General features: G+C 53.5%; 11 protein-coding genes. All 11 read right to left on the reverse strand.

From position 1 onward, the window contains the following. Positions 1–47: 47 nt before the first annotated feature. On the reverse strand, positions 48–1,724 hold the full coding sequence (locus ACI1P1_RS01945) for a ribonuclease J (protein WP_416214660.1): 1,677 nt from the start codon (positions 1,722–1,724) through the stop codon (positions 48–50). Positions 1,725–2,008: 284 nt separating this feature from the next. Continuing rightward, entirely contained in the window at positions 2,009–2,899 is an 891-nt protein-coding gene (gene dapA, locus ACI1P1_RS01950; protein ID WP_416214661.1) for a 4-hydroxy-tetrahydrodipicolinate synthase, read from the reverse strand. Positions 2,900–2,954: 55 nt separating this feature from the next. Next, complete coding sequence (gene dapG / locus ACI1P1_RS01955) at positions 2,955–4,169, reverse strand: aspartate kinase (RefSeq protein WP_416214662.1); 1,215 nt, start codon at positions 4,167–4,169, stop codon at positions 2,955–2,957. 85 nt (positions 4,170–4,254) lie between these two features. Then, a complete protein-coding gene (locus ACI1P1_RS01960; RefSeq protein WP_416214663.1) occupies positions 4,255–4,851 on the reverse strand; it encodes a dipicolinate synthase subunit B in 597 nt (198 codons plus the stop codon). Next, positions 4,848–5,747, reverse strand: a complete 900-nt coding sequence (gene dpsA, locus ACI1P1_RS01965) for a dipicolinate synthase subunit DpsA (RefSeq protein WP_416214664.1) — start codon at positions 5,745–5,747, stop codon at positions 4,848–4,850. Before dpsA ends, ACI1P1_RS01960 begins: the two co-directional genes overlap by 4 nt. Before the next feature lie 200 nt (positions 5,748–5,947). Beyond that, the gene (gene dut, locus ACI1P1_RS01970; RefSeq protein ID WP_416214786.1) at positions 5,948–6,334 is read right to left on the reverse strand and encodes a dUTP diphosphatase; all 387 of its coding nucleotides are present in this window, start codon (positions 6,332–6,334) and stop codon (positions 5,948–5,950) included. Positions 6,335–6,356: 22 nt separating this feature from the next. Further along, entirely contained in the window at positions 6,357–7,637 is a 1,281-nt protein-coding gene (locus tag ACI1P1_RS01975) for a M16 family metallopeptidase (protein WP_416214665.1), read from the reverse strand. Positions 7,638–7,728: 91 nt separating this feature from the next. After that, complete coding sequence (locus ACI1P1_RS01980; protein WP_416214666.1) at positions 7,729–8,799, reverse strand: polysaccharide deacetylase family protein; 1,071 nt, start codon at positions 8,797–8,799, stop codon at positions 7,729–7,731. Positions 8,800–9,066: 267 nt separating this feature from the next. Continuing rightward, positions 9,067–10,014, reverse strand: coding sequence for a MerR family transcriptional regulator (locus tag ACI1P1_RS01985; RefSeq protein WP_416214667.1), 948 nt, complete (start codon positions 10,012–10,014; stop codon positions 9,067–9,069). A 121-nt stretch (positions 10,015–10,135) separates the two neighbouring features. After that, positions 10,136–11,104, reverse strand: coding sequence for a helix-turn-helix transcriptional regulator (locus ACI1P1_RS01990; RefSeq protein WP_416214668.1), 969 nt, complete (start codon positions 11,102–11,104; stop codon positions 10,136–10,138). A gap of 660 nt (positions 11,105–11,764) precedes the next feature. Continuing rightward, the gene (pnp, locus tag ACI1P1_RS01995) at positions 11,765–13,843 is read right to left on the reverse strand and encodes a polyribonucleotide nucleotidyltransferase (protein ID WP_416214669.1); all 2,079 of its coding nucleotides are present in this window, start codon (positions 13,841–13,843) and stop codon (positions 11,765–11,767) included. Between the last annotated feature and the right edge of the window lie 314 nt (positions 13,844–14,157).

The raw sequence follows: 14,157 nt of genomic DNA on the forward strand, positions 1-14,157 counted from the left end.
GGTGCGAATCCCGGGGATCTTTAAGCGACTTGGTGTGCGAGGGATGACTATACCTCCATGATAATCGGGAGAATCATCGGCCTTCTTCTTGTTTGCTCGTATAAGAATCGTCCTAGTGCTTCCTTGACATTGGTTTTCAGAGAAGCCCATTCATTAACATTTTCGCTCATCAGCTTGGTAAGAGTGTTGGATACAATTTTGTTGGCTTCCTCCAGAAGACCTTCGGATTCCCGCACATAAACGAAACCGCGGGAAATAATATCCGGACCCGACATGATCTTCCCGTCCTGCTTGGACAGGGTAACCACCACAACGAGAATGCCATCCTGGGACAGCAGCTTCCGGTCGCGGAGCACAATATTGCCCACATCGCCTACACCCAATCCGTCAATGAGAATATTGCCGCAGGATACCTTGCCTGCCTTGCGGGCGGTGCCGTTCTGGATTTCCAGTGTTTCACCGATATCGCAAATGAAAATATTCTCCTTCTCCACGCCCACATTCTCGGCCAGTTGGCCATGCATGCGCAGCATCCGGTATTCACCGTGGATCGGCATAAAATATTTCGGTCTCATCAGGTTAAGCATCAGCTTCAGCTCTTCCTGGCTGCCATGTCCGGAGACGTGTACGCCGGATACGGAGCCCGGTCCGTAAATAACGTTAGCTCCCAGACGGAACAGATCATCCACAATACGTCCCACATATTTCTCGTTGCCGGGAATAGGGGTTGCGGAAATGATCACCGTATCGCCGGGAAGGATGTCCACCTTGCGGTGGGTGTTGCGCGCCATCCGGGTAAGCGCCGACATGGGCTCCCCTTGGCTTCCCGTAGACAGAATGACCACACGGTCCGCAGCCATCTTGTTGACTTCCTCCGGCTCGATCAGCATGCCGTCAGAAATCCGCAGATAGCCAAGCTCCTGGGAAATGTTCACCACATTCACCATGCTGCGGCCAATAACCGTTACCTTCCGACCGGTAGCTTCCGCCGCATCGAACACCTGCTGAAGACGGTGGACATTGGAAGCAAAGGTCGCCACCACTACACGCTGGCGGGCTTTGCGGAATACCTCTTCCAGTTCCGTACCCACGTTGCGCTCGGAGCCTGTATAACCAGGGCGTTCGGCATTGGTGCTGTCCGACAGGAGCAGTGCCACTCCGCGATTGCCCAAGTCTGCCATCCGGTGCAAATCCGCATGCTGCTCGTTCACCGGCGTCTGGTCAAACTTGAAGTCGCCGGTATGCACAACCCGGCCCTCCGGCGTTTCGACGCAGATGCCCACGGAATCGGGAATACTGTGGTTGGTCCGGAAGAAGGTTGCCTTCAGTCCGCCCAATTGAAGCTCCGTATCCGCATTGATGAGAATGCGCTTGGTTTCCCCGAGAAGCCCTGCTTCCTTCAGCTTCGCTTCCACCAGGCCCAATGTGAGCTTCGTGCCGTAAACCGGAACATTCAACTGTTTGAGTACATACGGCAGGCCGCCGATATGATCCTCATGGCCGTGCGTCAACAGAATGCCCCGAACCTTATCCTTGTTATCAATTAAATAACTGATGTCGGGAATGACAATATCGATGCCGAGCATGTCCTCCTCGGGAAATTTCAGACCCGAATCAATTACAACAATATCATTCGCATATTGCACTACATACATGTTCTTGCCGATCTCGCCCACGCCGCCTAGAGCGAAGACCAATAATCTGTCGTTATTCTTCTTAGACAAGAGTATACCTCCTTGGATTAAATTGCGACGACCTTATCAAGCATGTTAAGAACCGCACCAGTCACTTGACAACATTATACAGGAATGACCTGAGGAAATACAAGTTAAAGTCATTATTGCCTGTTTCCCTTAGCTTCATCCGCGGCATTTTTAATGACCATTGGCAATGATTATCGGCTTTTTGGCGTCCAGAATAATGGACACCATCCCCAATTTTTCGGGACTGTTGCCGGTGTTGAAGCGGGCCAAAAAAAGACAGGGCAGAGGCCCTGTCTTCCGTTCTCTTATAAATGGCTCAGCAATTCCTCGATAAATTGACCCTCCGCCTCGTTTACCGCCAGCATAGGCAGACGCAAGCCGCCAACCTGAATCCCCTTCAGGTTCAATGCGTGCTTCACAGGGGCCGGATTAGGCACCCGGTTGGGGCAAAAGAACATGCCGCGGAACAGCGGGAACAGCTCATGATGCAGCCTCCGGGCCTTCACCGGATCACCTTCGGCATACGCGTTGACCATGCTGCGGATCTGGCTGCCGACCACATGGCTGGCCACACTGACCACACCGTGGGCGCCAACGGAGAGATAAGGCAGCGTTAAGGAGTCGTCTCCGCAATAAATTTTCAGATGGGACGGCGCTTTGGCAACAAGAGAGGTAATATGGTCCAGGTCTCCATGCGCTTCCTTGGAGGCCACAATATTCTCGAACTCATTCGCCAGCCGGATGGTAGTATCCACCTCCACGTCAATGCCGCAGCGGGATGGGATATTGTACATCATAATCGGCAGCTTGGTAGCTTTGGCGATCGCCTTATAATGCTCATAAATCCCGGCTTGTGACGGCCGGTTATAATACGGGGCGACTATCAGTACGCCGTCGGCGCCTGCCGCTTCCGCCTCAAGCGTAAGCTGCACACTGTGGAGCGTGTCATTGTTGCTGGCGCCGGCAATCACCTTGGCGCGTCCCTTAGCCAACCGGACCACACTCTCCACCATCCGCTTGCGCTCCTCATCCGTCAAGGTGGGAGACTCTCCTGTGGTGCCGCATACTACTAAGGACTCACTCTTCTGCACGTCGATTAAATAATCCACCAGCGCCGGCAGCTGCTCCCAATTGACTTCCAGACGTTCGTCAAACGGGGTAACCATTGCTGTAACAAGTCTGCCAAAATCGGTCACCGCCCAAAACCTCCCTGAACAAAAATGAATATCTTAAGATAACAATTTATTTCTCTTATTCGGCCAAAAATGCCTGATGGAGCGCTTTTACGGACTTCACCAGGTCCGTCCCCTGCACCAGCACCCAGATGGTGGCATTGGAATCGGCTGACTGGAGGATGCTGATATCTTCATTGGTTAAGGCCTCTACAATATGCGCCATAATCCCGGGAACCCCGTGAATGCCTCCGCCGATAACAGAAACCTTGGCACAGCCGGGGGTAAGTCTGGGCTCAAAGCCCATATCCTGCAGTGCCGCCTCCGCACGTTTGCCCTCATGATCGAAGACCGTGTACATCACACCGGAAGGATTCACATTGATGAAATCCACGCTGATCTGGCGCTCCGCCATAGCCTTGAACACCCGCACCTGCATGTCGAAGCCCGCCTGCGGATTTGGCACCACAATCTGGGTTACGTTGGGCACGTGGGCAATACCGGTAACAAAACGGTCCCGCACTTCATTTCGTTCATGCTTCAGGGCGTCAAAGTTGGCTACCAGCGTGCCCTCGTCCTCCTCGAAGGTGGAGCGGACGCGGATGGGGAGATTGGCCTGCATCGCCACCTCTACTGCTCGGGGATGGATAACCTTCGCTCCGTTATGGGCCATGTTGACAATTTCGGAGAAGCTGACCTGGGACAGCAGACGGGCATTCTCCACCAGTCTCGGGTCAGCGGTTAGGATGCCGCCGACATCTGTAAAAATATCGACAATTTCCGCCTTCAAGGCAACGCCCAATGCCGTAGCAGAGGTATCACTGCCGCCTCTGCCCAGGGTGGTGGAATCATCATTGGCCGTTTTGCCCTGAAAGCCGGTCACAATGGCAACCTTGCCCTGCTCCAGAACATCATGGATGCGGTTAGGGTGAATCGTCAGGATATGCGCATTGCCGAAATCATCGCTGGTAAGAATGCCTGCCTGCCCGCCTGTAAGCACGGCACTGGGAATTCCTTCGGCGTTCAGGCTGCTGCACAGGGTTGCAGCCGAGATCGTTTCGCCGCAGCACATGAGCAAGTCCCGCTCCCTGGCGGGAAGACTGTCCCCATTCTGGCGGACCAGCTCCAATAGGGTGTCCGTAGCATACGGGTCACCCTTTCTGCCCATTGCCGAAACCACAACCACCAGCTGATAACCCAGCGACAATGCCTTGCGGATATGACGGATGACATGCTGACGCGCTTCGGGTGTGGATAATGACGTCCCCCCGAACTTCTGTACTAGAATCCGCATCACTTCTCGTCCCTCCAGAGTTAGGCGTAACTTCAACCGGACTCAAGCGGCGCAGGGCCCGCCGTTACGCCGCTTCGAAAAAGCTTCAATATTTGAACCGTTCGATCACCATAGGCTGAAGCTGTTTGCCAAAAAGCGCCGCCTCGCAGGTCTCCAGCAGCAGATCCATCCGGGCGACCAGAGAATTGGGCTTGGCGGTTGGAGCATCCTGCCCGTATGGCACAAAATAGATGTTCTTGGCCACCAGCAACTTGGCAATGTTGGCCGCATTCAGGCCCAGCCCGTCGTTGGTGGAAATGGCCAGCACAAGAGGACGCTGGTTTCTCATTTGAGCCTTGGCCGCCATCAGAACAGGACTCTCCGTCATGGCATTGGCCAATTTGGCTGTGGTGTTGCCGGTGCAGGGAGCAATCGCCAGCACGTCCAAGAGCTTCGAAGGTCCCAGCGGTTCTGCATCTACAATTGTAGAAATAATATCATTCCCGGTTATATCTTTCAACCCCTTTTGCCAATCTTCCGACTTCCCAAACCGTGTGTCCGTGCTGAGCACACTGTAGGAAGCAATGGGGATGACATTGGCTCCGGCGTCCACAAAACGCTGGATTTGGGGCATGGTTTCCTCAAAGGTGCAATGTGAACCCGTCAGGGCAAAACCTACCGTTTTCCCTTTCCAAATACTCATGGGGCATTCCCTCCCTTCACAAGATCCTCCATCAGAATATCCGCAACCGTCTTGGCGATGATCTTCCCTGCCGTCTTCGGCGCCACAATCCCGGGAAGCCCCGGAGCCAGCATAGCCTTGACACCGCGTTTTTCGGCAAACCGGAAGTCCGTGCCCCCCGGTCTGGAGGCCAAATCAATAATCAAGGCACGGTGAGGAATATGCGCTATCACCTGTGCGGTTACAATTGGAGCCGGAACCGTGTTGAACAGGAAATCCACATCCTGCACCTGGGCGATCAGATCCCGGGTATAAAAGGGCTGGAAGCCCATCTCCCACGCTCTTGCATAATCCTCCGGCTTGCGGACTCCGGCCTTAACATGGGCACCCAGCCCCTTCAAGGTACGGGCCAGGGTCAACCCCGTCCGTCCGATGCCCAGCACCATACTGACAGAGCCGTGGATCGTAAAATCGGTATGCTGAATCGCCATCATAATGGCGCCTTCCGCTGTGGGAATAGAATTGAAAATCGCCACATCGTCACGGTCAAACATTTCGACGAGCCGGATTCCCTCCTCCTTACACAACTCGCGGAGATAATTCTTGGCCATGCCTGTAAAAATCTTCGCATGCTTAGGCAGCGCCGCCACCAGTTCACGGGTCAGCACCAGCTCCTCCGTTCCGAAGACTGATTCCACCTTGCCTGCATCATCCGTGCCGACAGCCGGCAGAATGAGCACATCCGCCTTTTCCAGCACATCCAGCGTCAATTTGGCCCGGGCCGCTCCATTTATAGGCATCTGCAGATTGTCGAAGCCGATTAATTGCACACCTGCATCCAGCTCCAGCAGCTTCTGGATCACCTCCAGCTGGCGGGCATCCCCGCCGATCAATACCACCTGCGTTTCGGTGAGCACCCATACACACCCCTTTCCGTCCTTCAATATCTCATGGTATGCGCGAGGGGAGCGCTGGGTTACTGCCCAGCCTGTCCGCTGGGAGCTTAGAGAGCAAACCTGAACAGGCACCCTAATTCGCACAGAAACAAAAAAACACCGGCATCTCCCTGGAGAGACCCGGCGTTTCTTAACAGGCGGAGAATCCGCGCTATGTTGGTTTAGTTGGTTCCGGTATGCCCGAAGCCGCCGGCACCCCGTTCGGTGTCCGTCAGTGCTTCTACTTCCATCAGGGCTACCTCAGGTACAATCTGAATTACCATCTGGGCAATCCGTTCGTTACGGGTGATGGTAAACGGCTCCTGCCCCAAATTAATGAGCAGCACCTTCACCTCGCCGCGGTAATCCGCATCTATGGTGCCCGGCGAGTTGAGGCAGGTGATGCCATGCTTCAACGCAAGCCCACTGCGCGGACGGACCTGGGCCTCCAGGCCACGCTCCATGCTCATGGCAAACCCGGTAGGAATCAGCTTCCGCTCTCCGGGCTGCAGGATAACCGGCTCGGCTACCGCAGCGTGGAGATCAAAGCCGCTGGCCAGCTCTGACATCCGCTTGGGTAAGAGAACATCCTCATTGCCCGGCAGTCTTTTCAGTTGCACTTGAAACAAAGGTATCCCTCCTGAATTCCTTGATGGCTTCGTCCGACTGGCCTACCATGGCCAATGCAAACGGACGGTTGAAAATCTCCCGGGTCAGCTCCCGCACCTGCTCCAGCTGTACGCTTTCGATACGCTCAATGATCTCATCTAAGGTGTAGTGCCTGCCCAGCATCAGCTCGTTTTTGCCCAACCGGTTCATGCGGCTGCTGGTGCTTTCGAGACTCAGAATCAGGCTGCCCTTCAGCTGCTCCTTGCCCTTGCGCAGCTCGGCCTCGGACATGCCGTTGTGGATGATGTCCCCGATAATCTCCATGGAGACCTTCAGCACTTCCTCGGTTTGTTTCGGCGCTGTGCCGGTATAGATGGTAAATACGCCGGAGTCCAGATACGCCGTATGATACGAATAGACCGAATAAGCCAGCCCTCTTTTTTCGCGGATCTCCTGGAACAGACGGGAGCTCATGCCGCCGCCGATGGCGTTGTTCAAAAGAATCATGGCATACTGCCGTTCATCCTTCATAGAGCAGCCCGGCAAGGACAGACAGATGTGGTTTTGCTCCGTTGTTTTATGATGATAGAGCAAATCCGAATGGAATACCGGCTTCTCCAGAGGGATGTCCCTCCCGGCATTGGCGTACCCGCCGAAGTGCTCCTCCACCAGCTTCATCACATCGTCATTGAAATTGCCGGCCATGCTCACAACAATGTTGCCGATGCCGTAAAACTCCTCCATATATGTCTTCAGATCCTCGGATTGGAATCGGTGGAGATTTTCCTCCAGACCCAGAATGGTCTGCCCGAGGGAGTGATCGCCGAATACCGCTTTGGCCATCAGGTCATGAACCAGATCATCCGGAGTATCCTCGTACATGGAGATTTCCTCCAGGATGACGTTGCGCTCCTTATCCAGCTCCACCGGATCGAAGCGGGAGTGGAAGAACATATCCGCCAGCACCTCCATGGCCAGAGGCAGATGCTCATCCAGAACCTTCACGTAGTAGCAGGTATACTCCTTGGTGGTAAACGCATTTATGTTACCGCCGATGCCATCGAAAATCTCCGCAATATCCTTGGCGGAATGGCGGTCCGTTCCTTTAAACAGCATGTGCTCGATAAAGTGGGAAATCCCGTTTTGGGCCCGGGTCTCGTTGCGGGAGCCCGTTTTGGCCCATATGCCAAAGGAAACGGACCGGCAAGTGGGGATATGCTCCAGCACAACTCTCAATCCGTTAGGCAATGTATAATGATTCAAATGTGTTCCTCCTTAAGGGTTTTCGCGTAAGCGAAAACTGGCTTCGCAAGCATCCGTGGGTCATTCTTCGTGCTGCGCAACCTTAAGTTTATCACTTGCCCAGACTGGTTTCCAGTTCCGGCACCCGTTCGGGAGAAATTAATTCACTAACCGTGCCCAAGGCAAGCCCCTTTTGCTTGGCAGCCCTGATCATGCCGGGCAGTGCCTGGGAGGCCGAGGCAGTGGGATGCATCAGAATCATGGCCCCCGGCTCCAGCTTGGACGTTATCTTGGTGACCACATCCTCCGCCCGGGGCTTTTGCCAATCCACCGTATCGATAGTCCACAGAATGGTCCGCAGCTTCATGCTGTATGCAATCTCAACTGTCTCCTGGTCGTAATCCCCTGAAGGTGGAGCAAACAGCGTATTTTTTACCCCGATCTTCTCCAGCAGCTCCTGGGTTTTGCGGATTTCCTCCTCCGCCTTGGTGCGGGACAGCTGGCTCATATTCTTATGTGTATAGGCGTGATTGGACAGTTCATGCCCGGCCGCTCCGATTTCCTTGGCCTTCTCCAGATTTTTGGACAACCAGGTCCCGTCAAAAAAGAAGGTGGCATGGACATTTTCCTTTCGCAGCGTTTCCAGCATGGAAGGCAGGTACTCATCTCCCCAGGCCACATTAATCATCATGGACACCATTTTTTTGTCGGGATTGCCCCGGTAAATGGGCTGCGCCCCCAGATCATCCAGCTTTACCTGCGGTGTTATCTCCTTATATACATAAGGAATTGGGCTTCCCGATGGAAGCGGCAGGGCCAGCCGGTAGGTTTTGTCCACGTCGATCTCCCGTCCGTTCAGCTCCGGGATGGCCTTCCAGATCCGGTCCAGCCGGGCATTCTTAGGAGAGATGCGGGTTTTCTCGGCTTCATCCCGGATCCGCTCCAGAAGCTGCGGGTCGGAGTCCTCCGCCGCGCGGCCCCATACGGCCACTGCCTGGGGTTCTCCTCCAGGAAGTGACGCCTCCCTTACGCTTGCGGCAGTCATCCGCCTCTGCTGGGTCCCGGTCCCGTTTTGCACATCCGTTATATACTGCATCACCGCAGGCGTGCGGCTGATCCCCCATACCATCAATGCCACCGACAACAGTGTCAGGGCTTTTATCCGCGGATCTCTCACATTCATGTACGTTAAGCACCTCGACATATACTTATTTTTCTCATAGTATGCCTAATTGGACAAGGTTATGTGATGAGGAATGCAAAAAAATCCGCCCCGCGCCGGAAAAGGCGTATAGGGGCAGATACGAAGGGAGCTATGGTCAGACAGAGATAGCTGCATGGTGAGGAAACCAAACTATACAGGGTAAGTCATGCCCACTGAGATGAGGCATTTTGAGCAATAGCAATCATTTTATGTATGCTACTCCATACTGGTGCGGCCACCTGCATTTCAGGAGCGGGCAGGCTGCCGGAGCACTATAGGCACAAACAAATCCATCATATGGTATCCCGTACATTCTTTAAACACCTTCGGCGTAAAAATATGTCCCATATCATAACGTTCATGCGGATCATTAGCGGAGGTCGATACCTCAAAGTGCTCATTCTGATCCACCCACTTGTGAATCAGGGCATTCACCTTCGGTATTTCGTCACCATCAATTGCGGATGCAACCGCATACAATCCGCCCGGAAAAGAAATGACCTCAAATCCGCCGGTATCCTCCATTCCATGGGTCAGCGCAAACAGCCACTCGAACCGGTTGGTCCGGGTATTAAACCACATAAAATCCCGGGGTGTCAGGTAATGCCGGGTATCGATGGCGCTGAACCAACGGTCAAACACTTCCAGCTCCGCCTCTCCCGAACAGGCCATTTTCACCGGAGGGAGCTTGATCACACGGACATCAGGCAGCCGCTCCAGCTTCTCCGTCACCTCCAGCATCCGGGTAACTGTTTCCGGCTGATCCTCATCGAGGGAAGCAGCAACCAGCTGGCCTTCCATTCCTTTGGCTTTTTCGAAAAGAAGGCGGATATCCCCGGCATCGGGAAAAGGAGAGCCTTCAATCAGCCGGATAAACTCCAGCACAATCTCCTTCAGCTCCTGCAAAAGCGCCATCTCCCCATCGATACCCGCTACCTTCCCGCTAAGCACCTCCATTAATACCTCCGTACCGGGAGAACTGAAAATGCGGGAGATATCCTTTACACTAATGTTCAGCTTGCGCAGCACCAGAATCTGCTCCAGCCGTTTTAACGCCTGTCCGTCATACATCCGGTACGCATAATCTCCGCTTCGTACACTCGCAAGCAGACCCATGTCCTCGTAATACCGGAGCGTGCGGGCCGTAATATCATACTTCAACGCCACTTCCCTGATCTTCACCAGCTCTTCCATGCTAACTCCTCCCAGCTAAGCCTGATTTCTGCAGCTTCAGCATACTCCCTTCCCCTGCGTCAAAGTCAAGGGGCAGGACCGAAAATTTATAAGCTGGAAGAGCCGTGTCAGGATATATGGATTATAGCTTCCGCACAGGCCGGATATACTTCCACAACCGCTCCGGATCATGAAACACATAAACGATTCGGCCGGGTGACGTATCCAAGCAGTAACCGCTGCCGGCAAAATCAAAGTCTGCCATGGCCTTCTCCAACTTTTCCTCCACACTGCGGTTTTCCTGTTCATAATCAAAGGGCCCATGTTCAAAAACCATATACTCGGCTTCGGGAATATCCATCATAAGCATTTGCGGCGGTATTTCGCCTTTATAGTCAACAGGAAGACGGACACCGTAACACTCCGTACGGGGGATTCCCCAATCACAGAGCCTGCCAACCGGATCATGAATGTACGCCATAATTTGACCGCTGCTGCTGTTGGTTTCGCTCCCGCCATCGTCATCCAGCTTGCCCTTGATGCTGTCGAGTAAACCGCAAATCGTCTCACAGTCCTGCCCCGGAATAACACTTTGCTTTTGCCAAAAATCCCAATATCCATTACTCTCATAGTTCTTAATGTGTAAAAATTTGTGTGCGGGAATCGTGACGCCATAAATCTTTAGATCATCTGTAGACTTCATCATACCAATCTCTCCCAACCCAAAAAAGTAGCGGTCAAAGGGGTTTATTTTGGTACGAAGCACAAGAGGCAGAGGTTTTTTGCGATACTCGCTCGGCGTCACCCCATAGGCTGCCTTAAATGCCCGGGTAAACGCTTCATGAGAGGAAAAGCCATAATCAAAGGCAATATCCAACATGCTTTTTTCGCTGTCCCGTACCTCTTTGAGCGCAAAGGCTAAATTCCTGTGCCGCAGATAATCCCTAAAAGGCATACCCGATATTTCTTTAAACTTTCGAGTCGTATGAAATTCGGAATAACCCAACTTGCGCGAGAGAAAACGCAGTGTTATTGCTTCACCATTCCGATTTTTAATGCACTCATCAATTTCATCGACGATGAGTTGAATTTGCTTCTGCCACTCGTACATTCGTTTGTTCACCCCATTTCAACCACTCTATAGCCATTATAGGGTAAAGGAAATTGCGAGACTTGATTTGACTTGCGGAATAGGCTGAAGCCTCTAAGGTTTGGTCTGCTGAGGACCAGGAGCCAGCGGAGCGATGCGAAATGGGCAAGGTATAAGGTTTTGATCTGCCAACGACCAGGAGCCAGCGGAAGCGACGCGGAATGGTCAAGGTTTAAGGTTTTGATCTGCCAACGGCCAGGAGCCAGCGGAAGCGACGCGGAATGGTCAAGGTTTAAGGTTTTGATCTGCCAACGACCAGGGAGCCAGCGGAAGCGACGCGGAATGGTCAGGCTTTTAAGGGTTTGGGTCTTGCTTTAAGGTTTTAACCCCCGAGCTTTCACGCAGCAGCGTGGAGGCGGCTCCTACACCCCCACCCCCTCCAACCCCGCCACCGCCGCTCCCCCCACGGGCACCACGTACAGGAAGAACACCCACCTAAAGCGGACAGCCCGGAGAAAACGCGGATCACGCGTCTTCTCCGGGCTGTGTAAGCGACTCCCCCGCCACCCGCCGCTTCAACGACGGCCCCGCCCCTCAACCGCAAGCCTTGCCGGGGTCTTGGGGCGGCCAGCGCCCAAGTCTCCCCCTTTGGCGAAAGGGGGAAGGGGGGATTCGAAATCATTAAGCCATTGTAGCCTTCCTCGACAGATTCACTCTGCCTTGGTTGTCAATCTCGGTAACCTTAACCGTGATCTTGTCACCCACATTCACCACGTCCTCCACCTTAGCTACACGCTCTGTGGACAGCTGGGAAATATGGACAAGACCTTCCTTGCCCGGCAGCACCTCAACGAATGCGCCGAACTTCTCCACGCGCTTCACGGTGCCCAGGTAGGTTTCACCCACCACAACCTCGCGGACGATGCTTTCGATGATCTCACGGGCACGCTCGTTGGCCGCTTGATTGCTGGAAGCAATAAAGATGCTGCCGTCCTGCTCGATGTCGATCTTAACGCCGGTTTCCTCGATGATCTTGTTGATCACCTTGCCGCCTGCACCGATAACCTCACGGATCTTATCCGGGTGAATAGACATGGTGATGATCTTAGGCGCATATTGCGACAGCTCCTTGCGGGGCTTGTCGATAGTGGCCAGCATCTTTTCCATGATGAACATCCGGCCCTTGTAAGCTTGCTGGAGGGCTTCCTTCAGAATGCTGCGGTCGATGCCGTCGATCTTAATATCCATCTGAATGGCGGTTACACCCTTGGCAGTACCGGCTACCTTAAAGTCCATGTCGCCCAGGTGGTCTTCCATGCCTTGAATGTCAGTCAGAATGGAAACATGCTCCCCATCCTTAATCAGACCCATAGCCACACCGGCAACAGGAGCCTTAATCGGTACGCCTGCGTCCATCAAAGCCATGGTGCTGGCGCAAATGGAAGCTTGGGAGGTGGAGCCGTTGGATTCGAGAACCTCGGATACCACACGGATGGTGTACGGGAATTCCTTCTCATCCGGCAGCACCATTTCCAGAGCGCGTTCGCCCAAGGCGCCGTGGCCGATTTCGCGGCGTCCCGGCGGACGGAGCGGACGGGCTTCGCCTACGCTGAACGGAGGGAAGTTGTAGTGGTGCATAAACCGCTTACGTTCTTCCAGATCAATGCCGTCCAGCATTTGCTCGTCGCCGATGGAGCCCAAGGTTGCGATGGAGAGAGCCTGGGTTTGGCCGCGTGTAAACAAAGCGGAGCCATGTGTACGTGCCAAAAGTGTAGTTTCGCAGGAGATAGGACGGATTTCATCCAAACCACGGCCATCAGGACGCACCTTATCATGGGTGATCAGGCGGCGGACTTCTTCCTTGACGATATCGTAAAGAACCTCCTTCACGTCGGCAATCTTAGAGGAATCATCCTCATACACGGCTTTAAAATGCTCAACGGTTTCCGCATTCACCGCTTCAATCGCTTCCGTACGGGCATGCTTCTCGGCGATACGCACTGCTTGCACCAGCTTTTCCTGGGCATAAGCGCGCACGTCGCTGTTTACAGTACCGTCAACAGCATGAAGGACAACCTCCATCTTGGGTTTGCCCACTTGCTTGACAAATTCCTCGATGGCGGCACAAATTTTCTTGATTTCTTCGTGGCCGAACATAATTGCTTCCAGCATCACTTCTTCCGGAAGCTCATGGGCTTCGGCTTCCACCATCATGATGGCGTCCTTGGTGCCGGCAACCACGAGATACATTTCGCTCTTGGCGGATTGCTCCACCGTGGGGTTAATGACGAATTGTCCGTCAACACGGGCAACAATCACACCGCCAATAGGTCCGCTAAACGGAACATCAGAGATAGCCAATGCACAGGAGGTACCGATCATAGCGGTAATTTCAGGAGAATTGTCCTGATCCACACTCATAACCAAATTTACGATTTGCACATCATTCCGGAAGCCCTCCGGGAATAACGGACGGATGGGACGGTCAGTCAACCGGCTGGACAGAATCGCCTTCTGGGAGGGACGTCCTTCGCGCTTGATATAGCCGCCGGGAATTTTGCCGACTGCATACAAGCGTTCCTCATAGTTTACCGTTAACGGGAAAAAGTCAAGATCCTTGGGGTCCTTAGACGCGGTTACCGTACACAATACGGCGGTATCACCATAACGGGCCATAACGGCTCCGTTGGCTTGCTTGGCCAGCTTGCCTGTTTCCAGAATAAGCGTGCGGCCGCCGATTTCCAATTTTATTTGCTCCATACCTTGCCTCCTGATCAATTTTGCGCCAGCAGAATCTGGCAATATTCGCTTGCCTTAAGGCATTCTGAGCTGTCTGTTTCTACATTATGTAACGCCCTGCCTGTCCTTTTTACACCGAAGATCAATAGGACTAGAAACGGACGGCAATGACTGATAATTTCAACATGTTGTCTAGTATTTCCTTCTTTTTCATGCCTAATCTGGCGAAAATACAGAAAAAGCAACCAATTCTGATCCATGCGTCGGTAACAGCACGGCAATCATTGGTTGCTTTCCCATGATCTGCACCGCAGCCTTGGGGCCCGTTAGACGGA

It is taken from the genome of Paenibacillus mesotrionivorans, from assembly GCF_046098205.1.
Lineage (GTDB): Bacteria > Bacillota > Bacilli > Paenibacillales > NBRC-103111 > Paenibacillus_AR > Paenibacillus_AR mesotrionivorans.